Origin of the sequence: Paenibacillus sp. FSL M7-0896, from assembly GCF_037975415.1 — a bacterium.
GTDB classification, from domain to species: Bacteria; Bacillota; Bacilli; order Paenibacillales; family Paenibacillaceae; genus Paenibacillus_AQ; species Paenibacillus_AQ silagei.
Genome location: NZ_CP150250.1, coordinates 2,018,267 through 2,036,552, shown reverse-complemented (window position 1 = coordinate 2,036,552; position 18,286 = coordinate 2,018,267). Strand labels below are relative to the sequence as shown.

Sequence of the window (18,286 nt, the reverse complement as noted above, 5' to 3'; positions counted from 1 at the left end):
GTTAACGCAGTGTAAAAATCCTTGTACAGTTAGACAATGCCGGAGGAGAAGATGCTTATCTTGTGAGAAAAGAACACCGTCATGTTAAATGACCGGTGTTCTCTTCTTGTTGACAACCAGCTTGTAGCCCACGCCGCGGATGGAATCAATATGCACGGATTCAGGGTCAAGCTCTAGCTTCTTGCGCAGGGAGCTGACATGCACATCGACGGTACGCTGGCCTCCGATATAGTCGAAGCCCCAGACCGCATTCATCAGATCATCCCGTGTCAGGACAACGCCCGGCTTGCGGGCCAGATACAGCAGTACTTCAAATTCCTTCGGCCGCAGATTGATGCTCTGTCCGCCCAGCGAGACTTCATAACGCTCGGGGTAGATCTCCAGCTGTCCGAGAATAATCGTCGATGCAGACACCGCCGTCTCGGGCGGAGCTTCTTCGGCAATACCGGAGATCCGCCGCAGTACAGCGCTGACCCGCGCCAGCAGCTCGGATACGCCGAAGGGCTTCGTAATATAGTCATCCGCCCCGGACTTCAGCCCGCGGACGACATCCTCTTCCGCATTCTTGGCCGTCAGCACAATAACCGGTGTGCGGATGCCTTGTCCACGTAATTTATCCAGAATGTCAATGCCGTTCATGCCGGGCAGCATCAGATCCAGTACGATCAATTCAAAAGGTTCTCTAGTCGCACGGTCATATCCTGCCGTTCCATGATCCTCCACCGTCACCTCGTAGCCTTCCTGTGTCAAGTTGTACGACAGCAGCCGGGCCAGTGTCGGTTCGTCTTCAATGACAAGCAATCGTTGTGCCATAGGTTCCCCCGTCTTTTCATAGGTTATTAATTTTACAAAACTGCACACATGCACATCATAGCACCACAATGTTAACTTGGTGTAAAATCATAAATTTATTCTCTATTGATCCGTTATGATCCGCAGGGTTATAGATTCTCTTCCTGCAGCAGCGGCAGTTCAAGGATGAACGAGCTGCCGATGCCCAGATCGCTCTCAACGTTAATTGACCCGCGGTGCAGCTCGACCAGATGCTTCACGATGGATAGACCGAGGCCGGTTCCGCCGGAGCTTCTGGAGCGGGCTTTGTCCACCCGGTAAAAGCGTTCAAAGATCCGGGGCAGATCCTTGCGCGGAATCCCCATCCCCGTATCACTGACTGTAAAGCGCACGCTCTCGGTGCCATCCTTCTTCTGGATACTCACTGCGGTGACTCTGACATTGCCCCCGTCCTGGGTGTAGTTGATCGCATTGGAGAGCAGATTCATGAAGATCTGGCGCAGCTTGTCTTCATCTCCCTCAATGAATAGCTCCGCAGGCACATCAGAGCTAAGTGTAATCTTCTTCTTCTCCGCGACCTTACTGAGCGTTTCCAGCACGGAGTCGAAGAATTCGATCAGATGAACCGGGGAGCATTCCAGCTGAACGCGTTTGGATTCGATTTTGGACAGCTCCAGAATGTCGCCGATCAGGCGGTTCAGCCGTTCATTCTCATCGTAAATAATCTGCAGGAACGAACGCGCCGTCTTCTCATCCGTTACGCCCCCGCCGAGGAGGGTCTCGGCGAAGCCTTTTACCGCAGCGACAGGGGTCTTCAGCTCGTGGGAGACATTGGCGACGAATTCGCTGCGCATTTTCTCGAGCCTGCGAATCTCTGTAACCTCCTGAAGCAGGAACAGCATGCCCCGGGAGCAGCCGTCCTGAATCATCGGCACCCCATCCAGACGCACAATCCGCTCCACGGGATTATAGATACTGCGCTCCTCGTGAATAGGTTCACCTGCGGACACTCCATCATCAATCAGCCGGGTAAGCTCATAGTGATGCTTAATCTCCTTATAGGAATGTCCAGTCATCTCGCTGTGCTTCACATCAAGTAGCCGTTCGGCGGCCCGGTTGAGCAGGGCAATCTCCCCTTCAGCATTGATCATCACGATGCCGCCGGTCATATTGTCGAGTACGCTTTGCAGCAGGTCCTCATTGTCGCGGATGGTTTTCAGCTGGGCCTGGAGACTGTCGGCCATCGCGTTGATGGCTGTAGCCAGCTGGCCGATCTCATCCTTGCGCTTCATGGGCACCCGGGCATCGTAATCGAGATCAGTAATCCGCCGCGCCACTCTGGTGATCTGCTCCAGCGGTGAGGTCATACTGGAAGCCACCTTGTAGCTCACCAAGGTTGCGGCAATGAACAGCAGCACCAGCCCCCCTGCCATGATCATCCACGCCCGGTTCAGTCCTTCGGATACGGTATCGAGCCCCATCGACAGCCGGATATACCCGTCAAAGCCCTGATCCGAGGACACGGAACCCGCCACATACATCATTTCGCGGTCTAATGTATCGCTGTAACGGATCGCCCGGCCAATCCCTTCCTTCGCGGCCAGCAGCTCCTCTTCGCGGGTAGAGTGGTTGTCCATCTCACGCGGATTCTTCTCCGAGTCCCCAATGACCCGGCCCTGCTTCGTAATGAAGGTGACACGTGATCCGGTCAAGATGGATATCCTCTCTGCCTGTTCTGTATAGTAGTTCAGGGCATCCGGGCTGCTGGTATCCATGAATGAGAAGGTGCCGGAGAGCAGCTTTATTTCCCGGGACATGTTCTCTTCCAGCACGGAAATATGCGAATCCTTGAACAGCTGAGCCATGGTGATTCCGGCCCCGGTCATTGATATTCCTATCAGTGCCATAAGTATGATGGTAAGTCGAATGCGGAATGGTTTCATCTGCGGCGGTCCTCTTCCCTCGTGTTTATGTCCATGAGAACACTCTACCTGCATTTTCGGCAAAATACCAGTTCCGGCGGCGATTATCAACGGGGTGTAAAATGTGCGGGGGCGAGGGAGGAGCGCTGTCTAAGATCCAAGAGCCTGGGCCGAGGATGGAGCGTTGTTTGAGATCCAAGAGCCTGGGCCGAGGATGGAGCGCTGTCTGAGATCCAAGAGCCTGGGGCGAGGGTGGAGCGCTGTCTGAGATCCAAGAGCCTGGGCCGAGGATGGAGCGCTGTCTGAGATCCAAGAGCCTGGGCCGAGGATGGAGCGCTGTCTGAGATCCAAGAGCCTGGGCCGAGGGAGGAGCGATGTCTGAGATCCAAGAGCCTGGGCCGAGGATGGAGCGCTGTGGGATCTATAATGGACGCTCCGCAAACGGACTGTTGTTCCGATCGCTGTTGTCTCCAGATTTTATTTATTCCCCTAAACGGTAAAAATCCGGACACAAAGGCGAACGCTGCCGCTTCTCCACAATCAGTCCGCCCGCTGCGCTGTTTAAGTGGTGGAAGTTACAGGGGAATCCTGTAAACCTCAGACCCTCGCACACATCCAGCACGCTCACCCTGCGCCTACATATTGTATTTGTTTTTCCGTATACATTTAGCTCCACGCACCTCGCACGTGCACATTGTGTTCGGTTTAATACGAAAATAAAAGTCGGGATGCGACTGATGCACCCGACTTATTTTCATTCCTGGGGGTGACAAGGCCTCTTTCTTGTCATGCCTGTTTTTCGCATACAGTCGCCCTGCATACCTCGAACGTGTCCTCGCACGCGTGTATTGTATTCGGTTTTCCGCATACATTCGGCCCGCACACCTCGCCACTGCCCATTATGTTCGGTTTTTCGCCTACATTTGGCCCGCATACCTCGCACATGCGCATTGTGTTCGGTTTTTCACACACATTTAGTCTGCATACCTTGCACGTGCGCATTATGTTCGGTTTTCCGATTACATTTGGCACGTACACTCCCAACCTTCGCATTGTGATCGGTTTTCCGATTACATTTGGCACGTACACTCCCAACCTTCGCATTGTGATCGGTTTTTCGATTACATTTGGCACGTGCACTCCCAACCTTCGCATTGTGATCGGTTTTCCGATTACATTTGGCACGTGCACTCCCAACCTGCGCATTGTGATCGGTTTTTCGATTACATTTGGCACGCACACCTCTCCAACCAGAAAACGCCCTTCCTAATTGGCATACTACACCACTTAGTAAGGGCGGCCCCGTTTTGTTACTTACAAGCGCTACTGATCCTTCCAGCGCTGCACGGTCAGTGTGACCGTCTGCGACCCGCCTGACGTCGTGAGCGTCCGGTTCGCAATATCTGCACCGCTGGATGCGGTCTCTACCGTGCCCCAGCTTCCGCGCGTCAGCTTATACGTCACGGCGCTGCCTGCCGGAAGATTCAAGGTGATGGAATAGACGCCGTCACTGCCACGGGTCAGCAGATAGGCTGCATCTGGCGCATTCCAGCTGTTGAACGAACCGCTCAGATAAACAGGAGCATTCGCCGGAGTGGACCCAGGAACGCTAACCCGAAAGGTTACGCTATCCGCCTGCGGTTCCCCGGAGGTCAGGCTTCCCCCAACCAGACTGGAGCTACCGGTGCCAAAATGATAGTTATTCCCGCCATTGTTGTCCCAAGTGCCGCTGCCGTTATTGAAGGCTGCAGTTAGGCCTGTGGCGCTGCCGAGCGGAATGGTAATCGACTTGTAGCCGCTGAAAGTAGAAGCCTGCATCTGTACACCCGGTGAAGTCGTCCAGGTGGTTGCCCCATCCAGCTTGTAATGGATATACGAATTACTGAAGGCTGTATTCTTGTAATAGATCGTCGCGGTGTTGCCCGCCGAAGTGGCAGTTGGCACAGGTGTCGCCGTTGGCGCTACGGTTGGTGTTGCACTCGGTGCTACGGTTGGAGCCACGGTTGGTGTTGCGCTCGGCGATAAAGTTGGTGTAGCTGTTGGAGTTGCAATAGGCGTTGCACTTGGTTTAACTGTCGGTGCCACCGTCGGCGTCGCGGTCGGCGCTACAGTTGGCGCTACAGTTGGTATTGCGGTCGGTGTTGCGGTTGGCGTTGCACTAGGTGTTGCCGTCGGAGCTGCGCTCGGCGTCACACTCGGCGATGCGGTAGGCGCAGCAGGACCGCCCGGCTGGATTTTGCCGGACCCGGTGTAGGTCCATGTGCCGGTGCCGAACAGATAATTGCTGCCGCCGTTGCTGTCCCAGATACCGCTGCCATTGTTGAAGCAGGCTTCGAGCTGGGTAGCTGCGCCGATGTTAATGGTGATTTTGTGATAACCCGCTACCTCGGCGGCCGGAATCGCTACGCCTGGGGCTGTCGTCCATGTCCCCCCAGCCGGACGGTAATGAATGTAAGGAGTGGAATACCCCTGCTTGTAATAGATCGTTACATTATTGCCCGCCGGTGTGGTAGCAGTAGCTGCTGCACTGAAGCCTGAGAGGTTGCCGGAGGCATCATAGGCTTTAACTCTGTATTCATAGGCTGTACTGGCCGACAAGCCGCTGTCTGTATATGAGGTGGAAGCTGTTGTTCCGATTTTGACGCCATTGCGGTAGAGCTCATAGCCGGTAACACGAATATTATCTGAAGCGGCTTTCCAGGTCAGCCCGATAGAAGAAGCATTAACCACTGTGGCCTGAAAATTGCCTGGAACAGCCGGAGCTTCTGTATCCGGGACAGCGGGCACATCAGTGATGAACGGATGCGTTCCTTCAATAGTACCTTGCATGCTCTCCTTGTATTTGCCGTTCTCCAGCGTATATTTGCCGGCACCGACATAGACCTGCTGGATATCACTTTTGGTCACATTGCCTTTAGCATCCCTGGCTTCAATGTAGTAGTCTAACAGCTGATCGCGGTAATCGGAGATGTAGGAGAAATGCAGATTCCCGATATCCGTGGCCGGAACCTTCTGCATAATCGTTTTACTGCTTGGCTGCCAGTCAACACCGTTAATATCGGCGCTCAGGTCGCGGACATTCATCGGGTATTCTGTCCACGCGCCAACCTTGGCAGGGTCAATACCAGGTACTCCGGCTGCGGCCAGACCTGCGGGATCATAGACTTTAAAAGTATTATCCGCTGCGTCTGCCGTCTTATCGCGGTGTGCCCGGACCTTCACCTTGATCTCGCTGATTCCGCTGGTGTCGAAGGCATACGTATAGATGGCAAAAGCATTATTGTAATGCTGCAGGGTCCAGCCCTCTGCCTTACTGACATTGGCGCTGCCCGGATTGTACGGGTAACGCTGGGGCCACCAGACGGAGGGGCCGGTTTTGTCTTTGGCCAGCTTTTGCGATACATAGGGCTTGGAGAAGTATAACGATTGATTGAAGGACAAGGCCGGCTTCACGCTGTCATCCACATTCTCATCGTAATAGCCGAATCCCGAATCCATCGCAGGCAGGAGGAAATACCAGGCCAGCTCAGCGGGATTGGCACCTCCAGCATAGTCATTCGCCGTGTTGCCCTTCACAGGGTAGGAGAGCATCCACGGATTCAATTGGTTGCCTTCGTAAGTCACCTCCCGGTCCAGCGGGTTCGCCGGTTTCCAGTAATTCGGATGCTCCTCCAGCCAGATCTGCTCAGCAGTCTTGGCATAGTTCAGGGAAGCCTGTAACAGTGCGAAATTACGCTCCAGATAATGATAGCCCTTCTCGAAGGATACCGTCATGCCTTCCTCGACACCCGCCAGATTCTTCTTCGGGGCGTAAGCAGTCCCGTTCACCTGATTGAAGGCCGCGAACTGGCCTTTCCAGATCCCAAACGGCAGATGCCAATGGTACCAGGTCGGATCAGACGACGAATCCCGGGTATCGATCCAGGAGCCGTCCTGCACATGGACCACATCGGATGCGGCCGGTGTATTGCTGCGCAGATACTCATCGATCCCCATACCGGTCACACCGCTGCTGGCATAGGTAACATTCCCGGCATTGCGCCAGGTCTCCTCGGAGCCGGCCCGGCCCGAAGAATTATCCCCGTCATGGGCTACAACAAAAATCTGCTTCTGCGCGACCAGATTCTCATACGGCTTAAGCGCGTCTGCTTTTACCTGGCCCAGATACCCTTCTTCCCAGGACTGCGCCTGGGCGACAGGCACGCCGACCACTCTCGATTCTGCCCCGGTTGCCGGGTCCACATAACGGACCCAATGGGCCGTTGAGGCAAATGGATATTTATTATAGACCACCTGCTGCTCATTGAACATCGGCTCACTCACCCAGGCTCCGGCTGTACTGACATTCTGCAAATCGCTGCGGTTGGGCGGTGAGATCATCGTATCTGTGCCCGGACTGTCCAGCAGCGGATAATCCTTAAGGGTGCGGGAGAAATGGTTGTTGCCGATCACGGACCACTGGATGCCAAGCTTGTTCAGCACCGGGATCATCCGCTCTGAGAACCCCAGCTCTGTCGGAAAAAATCCCTTCGACGACTTGTAGCTGCTGCCCAGGAAATAAGGCTGAGCCATCGTGGCTCCATGATAGATCATATCCTTGAGCAAATAGTCGTTGCCGACCAGCGGTCCCATCGAATGGTGTCCGGAGAAATGGATCAGGTCGAGCATGTTGTCGCCGCCTGTGGTCCGAAGCTGATTCACGGCATTCTTCCACGGGGTTCCCCATGCCGGATTATTGTATCCGCTTACATTTCCTTGTTGAATAATACTGTTCACATTGTTCACCACGGACCCCGACATGGTAACATGCATCTGCGCCTGGGGATGATTGCTGTGCAGCGTGTTCGCCACACTCCAGGGCCAGGTTAAATACGCGCCCGTCTTGGCGTGATGGGAATAGTAAGAGACCAGATCATCGTGGGGCATGGGAGTTCCATTCGGCAGATAATAGGGATATCCAGCGGGCGGATTCTGCTTCAGTTGAATCACTTCACCATCGTAGGTATAGCGGATCGGACTGCCTACAGGAGTGGAATTGTAAGAGTTCAAGTCATAGTAAGCCCAGAAATTCGGCATATGATTATGGTAGACATGCGTAGCGGCAATCTCTGCCGAGACAGGGGACACTAATGCCGGAACGCTCAGAAGCCCGCCCAGGAGCAGGGCTGTAATCTTGCGCAGGGACCTGGAGGTCTTGGTCATGGTTCAACTCCTTCTTATCGGGTTCATTCTTCGTCAAAAAAACGGGGGCGGCGGACATCCATCCATCCCCCGCCCCCTCAAGCGGCTTACTGATCCTTCCAGCGCTGCACGCTTAGTGTCACTGTCTGTGCTCCGCCTGCCGGTGTGAGCGTCCGGTTCGCAATGTCCGCCCCGCTGGACGCGGTCTCTACCGTACCCCAGCTTCCGCGCGTCAGCTTATACGTCACGGCGCTGCCTGCCGGAAGGTTCAAGGTGATGGAATAGACGCCGTCACTGCCACGGGTCAGCAGATAGGCTGCCTCTGCCGCATTCCAGCTGTTGAACGAACCCGTCAGATAGACCGGAGCATTCGCCGGAGTGGATCCCGGTACGCTAACCCGGAAGGTTACGCTATCAGCCTGCGGTTCCCCGGAGGTCAAGCTTCCCCCAACCAGACTGGAGCTACCGGTGCCAAAATGATAGTTATTCCCGCCATTGTTATCCCAGGTGCCGCTGCCGTTATTGAAGGCTGCGGTTAGTCCTGTGGCAGTGCCGAGCGGAATGGTAATGGACTTGTAGCCACTGAAAGTAGAGGCCTGCATCTGCACACCCGGTGAAGTCGTCCAGGTTGTCGCCCCATCCAGCTTGTAATGGATATACGAATTACTGAAGGCTGTATTCTTGTAATAGATCGTCGCGGTGTTGCCCGCCGGAGTGGCGGTTGGCACAGGTGTCGCCGTTGGCACTACAGTCGGTGTTGCGGTCGGCGCTACAGTCGGCGCCACAGTTGGTGTAGCAGTCGGTGCTACGGTTGGTGCCACCGTAGGCGTCACAGTCGGTGTCGCTGTTGGTGCTACGGTTGGTGTAGCCGTTGGCGTCACCGGACCGCCTGCCTGGATATTGCCTGTAGGCGTATAGGTCCAGGTACCGGTGCCGAACAGATAATTACTGCCGCCATTGCTGTCCCAGGTGCCGCTGCCGTTATTGAAGCAGGCTTCGAGCTGGGTGGCTGCGCCGATGTTGATGGTGATTTTGTTATAGCCCGCTACCTCAGCGGCTGGAATAGCCACACCCGGAGATGTCGTCCAAGTCCCGCCCACTGGGCGGTAATGAATGTACGGATTGGTGTAACCCTGCTTGTAGTAGATTGTCACACTGTTACCGGCAGGGGTAACGATCAGAGCGGCTGCGCTGAAGGCCGACAGATTCATGGCGGCATCATACGCTTTTACCGTATAAGAATAATTAGTGCTGCCTACAAGTCCGTTATCGGTAAAAGAGGTCGTAGCCGAAGTCCCGATCTTCACGCCATTGCGGTAGATTTCGTACCCGCTCACCCCGACATTATCGGTGGAAGCTGACCAGGACACCAGCGCGCTGGAGGCATTCTGTACGGTTGCTGTTACATTTCCCGGAACACTTGGTGCCTGCGTATCGGTTACCGGCTGTGTTTTGGCATAGATTTTGGCGGAGTTGGCGCCCAGGGTAATTGTAATTTGCTTACCAGTGACACCGCCCGCCTGCACGGTCACAGTATCGGAGGGGTTCAACTGGTTCACCAGAACCGTACCTGCGGTTAGTGTGCTTTCGGCGCGCAGCGGCAGCGTCACAGTCTGTGATCCGCCGGATGCATTACTGAATGCGGAGATGACCTCCTGGCCGACATTCGTGCCCGTATCAATCCGCCGGGAGAAGGCGTACAGATTCTGTGCGGACCACATTTCGCGCTGGGTGCCGGTGCGCAGGGCCGGGTTGTTTTTGCGGATCTCATTGAGCTTGGCTACATGCTTGAAGGTACTGGCATTCTCATTGAAATAATTATCCAGCACATTGCCGTTTGCATCCCGCTTCACCATCGACCAGCGGTTCCACGTATCCGCGATGCCGCCCGTCATAATCTGCCCGTTGCCGTTGCCCTTGTTCTGCTCCGTTCCCTGAAAGACCACAGGCGTTCCGCGCACGGTGAAAATAAAGGACAAAGCATTCTGCAGCTTCTCAACACTGCCCCCGGCCTCGGTCAGGAAGCGGTTGCGGTCATGATTGTCGATGAAGGTAACCATATGGTTGGCGTTGCCGCCGTAGTAGGAGTCTTGAGCCAGGGTGCCTTTGATATTCGCGTCAAAAGACTGCCCGTACGCGAAGCTGTTCAGCACGGAGAAGAACAACGGGAAGTCCAGCATCCCCCACTCCTTATTCTGGCCGACCCAGCGGGAGACGAATTCGGCATTGCCGTCGAAATTCTCCCCAAAAGTGTTCACGCCCAGCAAATTTTGCAGCTCGCCGATATCGGTCGGCTTCATCAGCTTGGCCGCATCGACCCGGGCGCCGTCTGCTCCCGTATAGTCAAACCAGCCCTTGATCGAGCTGAAGATAGCCTGCTTGGCGGCAGGAACATCAAAGTCGATATCATCCAGACCGCCCAGATCATGATTCTCCAGATAATCCTGGGCCCACTGATCGTACCGTCCGTCGGCAAGAGACCAGTTAATGTCACCATTATGGTGATACCAGGCCGGATTATTGAACGGGGCCGCAGGCTGCAATGTCGGGATATCATAATACGCCTGTGTGCCCAGCATATAATCGCCGATGTGATTAGGCACGACATCAATGATCACCTTAATCCCGAGCGCATGTGCGGAGTCTACAAGTTCTTTCAGCTTTTCTTTGGTGCCGAAGTAAGGGTTGGCCTTGTTGGGGTCCTTGACATTGTATCCGTGGTAGGCAGTGTTCTTGCCGGTACCGTTGTTCTCACGGTTAGTCATCTGGGGCTCGGCTACCGGTGAGATCCAGATCGCGGTATAGCCCATATTGTGAATATACGGGAGCTTGTCAATGACCCCCTGCCAGTCCCCGCCCTTCATATACCGGAAGTCCTCCTCGGAGTTCTCCCCGTAGCGGATAGCCGCGCCTGTTGCATTATTGGAAGAATCCCCGTCATGGAAGCGGTCAACCATAATCTGATAAATCGTGTCATTCTCGGTTACGGTGCCAATACTGGCTGCTTCCACCTTGGCTGGCGGCAGGACAAACAGATTCATCATGATCGACAATACAATGGATGTGATTAGAACGGGAACAAGTAGGCGTGTACGTTTACTTTTCATTCCTCATCTCCCTCTCATGTAAACCGAATGCAATACACTTTCAGTAACGAATAAGCTGCCGTCAATAACTCCAATCTTTTTAACATAGGGAAACCGGTTTCCCCACTAAAAATTAACATGTCCATGTATGCGCTGTCAAGACATATAATTTATAACTTCCACAAGCCGCATCCTATAGGGGCTGCCGACTCTGCAAAACATGAAAAAAATATTATTCGGCACAGTTGAATAACTGCAGGTGCTTTTCAGGAAGCGGTTGCCTCCAAAAAATATAATGTTAGACTGATAAATAAAAATGCTGCAATATAAGGGGAGCGATATTATAATGAGCCCATCCATTCTGCGGGACGGATTACGAATCATCTCTTCATGTAAAAAAGACACAGGGGATATCTGGCAGGCTCACTTTGGTGCTGCCGCTATTGGCAGTTATTTTTTTATTAAAACGAATAATCCGGCACCAGAGCTTGCCCGACTTGTAGCTTTGCAGACCGAAGCGATGATCCAAAGGAAAATTGGGGAGAACGGCATACAACATCGTACCGGCTGTGACGAGCAGCTGGCTGTAACTGCCATACTTGAGGCCCTCGATGCAACGATTGATGAGTTACACTGGGTCGGTCATAATGTGATTTACAGCGCATCGTGTCTGCTCTCCATCCACGAACTTAAAGGCTGGGGAAGTACGGAGGATCTTGCAGGAATAACCGATCTTATCCGCTCGTTTGAGCGGACAATTCCGGGGCGGTCATGGATTGGCTTCTCTGCTTCCGAGGTGAAGAGGATGGAGGTTACAGACGAGGACGGCTTTCCGGTCATCTCGACGCCCGGCGAGCTTTCTTCGCTTGTGCTGGAAGAATTAGCTCATTTCCCTGTCATTTACCGGGCAGAAGCACATCATGATCTGATCGGTCATATGCTGACTTTCTCCCACGCGCTAAACATCCTGTATGACCTTGGCCATGTCTCCTTTTTCCAAAGAGGGTTACCGCCTTTAATGAAATTGATTACAGTTCTGCGCCACAGCCGTAACCTTGTACCTGGAGAACCCATCAAGCTGGTTTCACCTGTCGATCATTTGCCCCTGAAGCCGGCTGAGCGTGCGGACGTATTGCCGACCGACATTAAGTTTTGGCAAAAGGACTATAGCGGGCAGGATTGGGATTATGGTCACGTGTTTAAATTCACCCATAGCTTCTATGACCATTTGCAGCGTGTAGAGCACAAGAAAGAGTCGTATATTGAAAAATTCCGGTATACGCTAATTCAATAAAACAGCGTCAGTCTATGGACATTACGCTCGTCCATGGCTGACGCTGTTTCTTTGTTTGAAGTCCTGTTACTTAAACACCGGCTCGCGGAACTGGGCCAGCTTGGCGGCGGAATCCTTTTCGACATCCGCATGGAGGCTGTTGCCGTGCGCATCCATGGTCACGATCGCTGCGAAGCCGTCCACCTGCAGATGCCACATCGCTTCAGGAATACCGAATTCCATGAAGTCTACGGCGTTGACCTTCTTGATACATTCTGCGTAATACTGCGCCGCACCGCCGATTGCATTGAGGTAGACCGCGCCGTGCTCCCCTAAGGCCTTGAGGGTCTTGGGTCCCATACCGCCTTTGCCGATTACAGCGCGGATGCCGAACTTCTTAATAATATCGCCCTGATACGGCTCCTCGCGGATACTGGTCGTCGGGCCAGCCGCCTTCACATGCCAGCCTTCATCATCCTTCAGCATGACCGGGCCACAGTGATAGATGACGGCACCGTTCAGATCGACAGGGGTGTCATGATCCATGAGGTATTTGTGCAGGGCATCGCGGCCGGTGTGCATCTCGCCGGAGAGGATCACCACATCGCCGACACGCAGGCTGCGGATATCCTCCTCGCTGATCGGTGTGGTCAGACGGATCTCGCGCGAGCCGCCTGAGCCAGCGGAAGCTGCCGCAGCCGGTTCAGATCCTGCCCCATTCCCTGAAACGGCTGCATCCGAAGCTGCTTCACCCGTCCCGGATACAATAGCCGGTGCCGCAGGAATCGTAGCATCCTCTGGCACCACGCCGGAAGTTGTCCGTTCTGCCGCAGCTACACCCACAGGTTCAGCAACCGGCTGCGGTGCAGCTTCCCCCTCAACAGATATCCCGGTGCCGCTCTCATACAGCCAATCCTGAATGTCACCAGTAGCCGGATGAACCAGAATGCCCTGGCGGCGGAAGGCCCAGCAGTTATAGGCTACAGAGACAAAGAAGCTGGCAGGCAGCCGGTTCATTACCCCGATTTTGCAGCCCAGCAGCGTCACTTCACCGCCGAAGCCCATCGTGCCGATTCCGAGCTTGTTGGCATTCTCCATAATGTAATTCTCCAGCTTGCCCAAATCTTCATTAGGATTCACATCCTCAACCTTGCGGAACAGCTGCTTCTTCGCCAGCTCATAGCCCGTGGTACGGTCGCCGCCGATGCCTACACCAATGAATCCTGCGCTACAGCCTTGGCCCTGCGCCTGGTATACGGAATGCAGGATGCACTTGCGGATACCGTCGAGGTCGCGTCCGGCTTTGCCGAGTCCCTCCAGCTCTGCCGGAAGGCTGTACTGGATGTTCTTATTCTCGCAGCCGCCGCCCTTCAGAATCAGCCGTACGTCAATGCTCTCTTCCTCCCACTGCTCGAAGTGAATCACCGGAGTCCCTGCCCCCAGATTATCCCCGCTGTTCTCGCCGGTTAGTGAATCCACGGAATTGGGCCGCAGCTTCCCGTTCTTCGTAGCGCGGATAATTGCGCTGTGAATATCCTTCTTCATCTCTATCTGATTCACGCCCACCGGCGTATGAATGATAAAAGTCGGCATCCCCGTATCCTGGCAGATCGGCGATATTTGCTGCTCCGCCATCCCGATATTCTGCGCTATCGTGGTTAGTGCCAGTCCGGAGCGTGTCGCCCGGTCTTCCAGCGCCCGCCCTCTGGCCACTGCCCGGCGCACATCTCCCGGCAGGTTCGTGGAGGTCTCTACAATCAAATTATAAATGCTCTCTTCAAAATGCTGCATCTTCATTCAGTCTCCTCTCCATCTGGTTCAAGCGGCCCTAACTCTGGTACAATTAGTTACTATAATAGCACATTAAGCTGCTCATGAAAGGGGTTACTTCAAAATTGAACTACCATTTCTCCGCCTATCTCTACCGGCTGCAATATATCCAGCGCTGGAGCCTCATGCGCAGCACCGCCCCGGAGAACGTGGCGCAGCATTCATTCCAGGTCGCCCTGCTGGCGCACATGCTGTGCACCATCGGCAATGCCCATTTCGGCCGCTCGCTGAACGCCGACCGCGCATCCACGATGGCGCTGTTCCACGACGCCACCGAGGTCTTCACCGGCGACATCGCTACGCCGGTGAAGCATGACAACTCGCGTCTGCTGTCCAGCTTCCGCGAGATGGAGCAGGTGGCCGCCGACCGGCTGGCGGCCATGATCCCGCCGGAGCTGAGCGCAGTCTATGCGCCGCTCCTGCAGCCGCACACCAGCCCTCCCGGCTCCGAGGATGCCGGACTGCTCCGCTACGTCAAGGCAGCGGATGTGCTGGACGCTTACCTGAAATGCGTCTGGGAGGTCGCCGCAGGCAACCGCGAATTCGCCGCTGCCAGGGAGCAGACTGCCGCGAAGCTGCATGTGCTGGAGATGCCTGAGATGGAGTATTTCCTTAAACACATGGCTCCGGGCTTCGAAATGTCGCTGGACGAGCTGTCTTCCAGTGCGAGTCAGGGACAGTCTGCCGGAGAGCCTGAATCTATAGAGTAGATAGAGTACACATTCGCATGTGTTGGCTCCTAGCGTTGGCTGATATACTTACGTGTTAACAATGCTATGCGAATGCCGCTCTTAAACGGCCCGCATTTTCTCCATCCGCACCAATTGTGTTCGGTTTTTCGCACACGTTTGGCCCACATGCAACTTATAACCCTTATACAATGCAAATAACCCGCCATGAAGCGGGTTATTTGCATATGGTCAAGTTAAGTTAGACACGGTTAGTCTAGTCAAGTTAAGTTAAGTTAGGCACGATTAGTCTGGTCAAGTTAAGTTAGGCACGGTTAGTCTGGTCAGTTTAAGTTGATTCGCTTAGTCTAGTCAAGTTAAGTTCATTCGTTTATCCTGATCAGTTTAAATTACATCCGGTTTGGTCACATCAGGCTCAACCAGATTCAGCCTGCCTATCTCAAACCCAAGCGGCTCGGACAGGATATCCCAGTCCTTGAATACCGGCTGGAGTCCTTGCGAACGCAGCATCTCGGCCATCTCGTTCACGCTGCGGTTGTCCGAGATTTCAAACTGCGGCGTTCCCCCTTCCAGGGAATGTCCGCCCACTTCGGTGGATACCCCTGCGGACATCTTCGTGATGCCGAGCTGGACCAGATGATCGCGCAAGGCCGCAGGCTCGCGTGTAGACAGCGAGATGCCGGAGCGCGGCAGAAATAGGCGGTAGGCCAGAATAATCTGCACCAGCGCACGGTCGGTTACATCGCTTGCGGGATTGAATTCGCCTAAGTAAGGCCGGAACCGGGGAGTCGACAGCCCGATTTCGCATTCCGGGTACTTGTCCTGCAAATATCTCGCATGCAGCGCAGTGGCCAGCGCCTCCTGGCGCCATTCGTACATGCCAAGCAGGGCTCCGATATTCACCGAACGGAACCCGGCTTGACAGCCCCGTTCGGGAGCGTCCAGACGGTTGCGGTAGACGCGTTTGGGTCCTTTTACATGCAGCGCACGATAAGTTTCCTGATGGTAGACCTCCTGATAGAGCGTCAGACCGTCCACGCCAGCTTCTCTGAGCTCAGCATATTCTGCTGTCGAGAGCGGATTCACTTCAATGCTGACGGAGGCAAAATAGCGGCGCAGCACATTCACGCAGTCCCTCACATAACCGGCCGGACTGTCCCTGCGGGATTCTCCGGTCAGAATCAGAATGTGGCGCAGGCCTGTGGCTGCGATGGTCTCCGCTTCCCGGGCGACCTGCTCCAGCGTCAGTTTTTTGCGCGGAAAATCATAAATAGAACTGAAGCTGCAATACGTGCAGTGATTCACGCAATAATCAGCCAGGTACATCGGTGTAAACAGTTGCATCACATGGCCGAAATGCGTACGCGTTAAGCGGTGCGCCTTCTGCGCCATCTCCTCCAGATAAGGCTCCGCTGCCGGTGACAACAGTGCCATCAGCCCCTCTTCATCCACCCGCTCTGCACGAAGCGCACGCTTCACATCCTCTGCCGTATACCGGCTCCATAGCGTCCCGTAAGGAAGCTGCTCCAGCCGGGTCATCGTCTCATAAAAGCTCATAACCGTTCTCTCCTTCCTATTCCATCTGTCAGGCCAAGAACCCGGTCAACGGTGAAGAGGCTGCCGCCGTCTCTTCCACAGGCCCCAGTCCGGCGAGATAAGCCTTGCGCCCTGCGGCTACCGCGTCACGGAAGGCTTCTGCCATCAGCAGCGGATCCGAGGCGGTGGCAATCGCTGTATTAAGCAGCACCGCTGCGGCCCCCATCTCCATCGCCTCAGCCGCCTCGGACGGTCTGCCGATTCCGGCATCCACGATCACCGGCAGATTCGTCTCGGAGATCAGAATCCGGATCAGTTCCTTGGTCTGCAGTCCGCGGTTGGACCCGATCGGCGCTCCCAGCGGCATCACGGCCGCAGCCCCCGCTGCTTTCAACCGCAGGGCGGCGGACAGGTCAGGACTCATATACGGAAGCACCACGAAGCCCTCTGCTGCAAGGATCTCGGTCGCCCGGATGGTCTCGGTATTATCCGGCAGCAAATATTTCTGGTCGTTGATGACCTCAATCTTCACCCAGTTCCCCAGCCCCGCCGATCTCGCCAGCCGGGCAATCCGTACTGCTTCCTCTGCGGTGCGCGCACCGGAGGTATTAGGCAGTAAGGTCATATGGGAAGGAATATGGCTGACAATATTGTCACTGCTCTCCGGGTCCACCCGGCGCAGAGCAACGGTAATGACCTGTGAGCCTGATCGCGTAATCACCTCGGGAATGAGGGTGTTGCGGCTGTATTTTCCGGTACCAATGAACAGTCTGCTGGTTAGAGTCACTCCGCCAATCATCAATGGATCTTGCATGTTAACGCCTCCTGGGATAAGTCTTCGTGTTCAGCCTCCGCCTACAAAATGAACCAGCTCCACCCGGTCCCCCTCACTGAGCAGTGTCTCTCCGTAAACCTCTCTGCCAGCAAGCTCACCATTCAGTTCGACAATCACCAGCTTACCGGCCCACTCGGGCCGGGAGAGCAGATCCTCCAGTGTCCGGCAGCTCTCTTCGATTCTTTGCCTCTTTCCGTTAACGGTCACATTCATGCCTGTTCACCTCCTGCTGTGCCCTGTGTTTGAGCCATATCCAGCGCTTCAGCCAGCTCCGCTGCCCTGTCCCTGTGGACCGCTTCCCTGTACGCCATGGCCGCTGCCACCGGGTCCGGGGCTCCGCAGATCCCCGACATGACAGCAATGCCAGCCGCCCCTTGGGCCAGCACCGCTCCGGCATTACCCGGGGTAATCCCTCCAAGCGCAATCAGCGGGATGCGGCTCCAGCGGACAGCCTCGGCCAGTTGCGCAAGTCCCCGTGCCTGCTGCCCCGACTTGCAAGCTGTCGGGAAAACATGCCCGTAGAGGCAGAAGTCTGCTCCTTGCCTTCCAGCCTCCGCAGCCTCTTCCTGCGAGTGTACCGATCTGCCGATCCGCAGGCCCGGTGCAAGCCCGCGTGCTGCGGCTGGCGGAAGGCTATGCCAGGCCAACTGTACACCGCCTGCCCCAGCGGCCAAGGCAACATCGATCCGGTCATTTATGACCAGCTTCGAAGGCGGAACCCCGGCCTGAAGCATCTGCTGCGCCGCCGCCAGCAGTTCGCGGGCGGACATGGCTTTTTCCCGGAGATGGATATAATCCACCATGGGATGTACCGCCGCAGCCAGCTCCGCAAGCTTCTCAGGGTGGAGCCGTCCGTCTGAGATGACATGAATTTCGTGCAACACGTCCACCTTCCTCTCCTCAGCACTACGCTGATCCCTACCTCCAAACACAAAAAAGACCGCCCCCATAAGGAAGCAGTCTGGAATAGAAACAGGAATACCGGTATTAGCCGTATACCCCCGCTGCAATATTCGTTCTCCACTTCCCTACGCTGGTATAACCCAGATCAGGTTCAAAGGGTCCGAGCAGATACGCCCGTCTCAGCCTTGCGGCTCCCCTAGTGATCGTTCTATGCTATTGTTTGGCCTTGCTTTTTGTAT

At 55.1% G+C, this 18,286-nt stretch carries 11 protein-coding genes and 1 riboswitch; of the genes, 2 read left to right on the top strand and 9 right to left on the bottom strand.

Annotation, left to right across the window (positions count from 1 at the left end; translation table 11 throughout):
• Positions 1–84: 84 nt before the first annotated feature.
• The 4 genes from MKY12_RS08530 to MKY12_RS08515 form a co-directional block, all read right to left on the bottom strand.
• Positions 85–813, bottom strand: coding sequence for a response regulator transcription factor (locus MKY12_RS08530; RefSeq protein WP_036725566.1), 729 nt, complete (start codon positions 811–813; stop codon positions 85–87).
• Positions 814–941: 128 nt separating this feature from the next.
• Positions 942–2,735: an ATP-binding protein gene (locus tag MKY12_RS08525; RefSeq protein ID WP_209874696.1), complete on the bottom strand. Its 1,794-nt coding sequence runs from the start codon at positions 2,733–2,735 to the stop codon at positions 942–944.
• Positions 2,736–4,037: 1,302 nt separating this feature from the next.
• Positions 4,038–7,916 (bottom strand): carbohydrate binding domain-containing protein, encoded by a 3,879-nt coding sequence (locus MKY12_RS08520; RefSeq protein WP_339313435.1) that lies wholly within the window; start codon positions 7,914–7,916, stop codon positions 4,038–4,040.
• Positions 7,917–8,002: 86 nt separating this feature from the next.
• Positions 8,003–11,002: a carbohydrate binding domain-containing protein gene (locus MKY12_RS08515; protein ID WP_339313434.1), complete on the bottom strand. Its 3,000-nt coding sequence runs from the start codon at positions 11,000–11,002 to the stop codon at positions 8,003–8,005.
• 322 nt (positions 11,003–11,324) lie between these two features.
• On the opposite strand from MKY12_RS08515, the gene MKY12_RS08510 reads away from it, so the two are divergent.
• The gene (locus MKY12_RS08510; RefSeq protein ID WP_339257404.1) at positions 11,325–12,275 is read left to right on the top strand and encodes a hypothetical protein; all 951 of its coding nucleotides are present in this window, start codon (positions 11,325–11,327) and stop codon (positions 12,273–12,275) included.
• A gap of 66 nt (positions 12,276–12,341) precedes the next feature.
• Here the strand turns inward: MKY12_RS08510 and MKY12_RS08505 are convergent, their stop codons facing one another.
• Positions 12,342–14,045 (bottom strand): fumarate hydratase, encoded by a 1,704-nt coding sequence (locus MKY12_RS08505; protein WP_209873009.1) that lies wholly within the window; start codon positions 14,043–14,045, stop codon positions 12,342–12,344.
• Positions 14,046–14,149: 104 nt separating this feature from the next.
• Between MKY12_RS08505 and yfbR the strand changes: the two genes are divergently transcribed.
• Entirely contained in the window at positions 14,150–14,794 is a 645-nt protein-coding gene (gene yfbR, locus MKY12_RS08500; protein ID WP_155991445.1) for a 5'-deoxynucleotidase, read from the top strand.
• 363 nt (positions 14,795–15,157) lie between these two features.
• Here yfbR and thiH read toward each other — a convergent pair whose 3' ends face one another.
• The 4 genes from thiH to MKY12_RS08480 are packed head-to-tail and all read right to left on the bottom strand — an operon-like array spanning position 15,158 to position 18,034.
• A complete protein-coding gene (gene thiH, locus MKY12_RS08495) occupies positions 15,158–16,330 on the bottom strand; it encodes a 2-iminoacetate synthase ThiH (RefSeq protein WP_339255130.1) in 1,173 nt (390 codons plus the stop codon).
• 28 nt (positions 16,331–16,358) lie between these two features.
• A complete protein-coding gene (locus MKY12_RS08490) occupies positions 16,359–17,123 on the bottom strand; it encodes a thiazole synthase (RefSeq protein ID WP_209872516.1) in 765 nt (254 codons plus the stop codon).
• Between the two features lie 30 nt (positions 17,124–17,153).
• On the bottom strand, positions 17,154–17,357 hold the full coding sequence (gene thiS, locus MKY12_RS08485) for a sulfur carrier protein ThiS (protein ID WP_036725578.1): 204 nt from the start codon (positions 17,355–17,357) through the stop codon (positions 17,154–17,156).
• Positions 17,354–18,034 carry a thiamine phosphate synthase gene (locus MKY12_RS08480; RefSeq protein ID WP_339255129.1) on the bottom strand — a complete coding sequence of 227 codons (681 nt, stop codon included), beginning with the start codon at positions 18,032–18,034 and terminating at the stop codon, positions 17,354–17,356. Before MKY12_RS08480 ends, thiS begins: the two co-directional genes overlap by 4 nt.
• Positions 18,035–18,152: 118 nt before the next feature.
• A riboswitch (TPP riboswitch) is annotated at positions 18,153–18,255 on the bottom strand.
• Between the last annotated feature and the right edge of the window lie 31 nt (positions 18,256–18,286).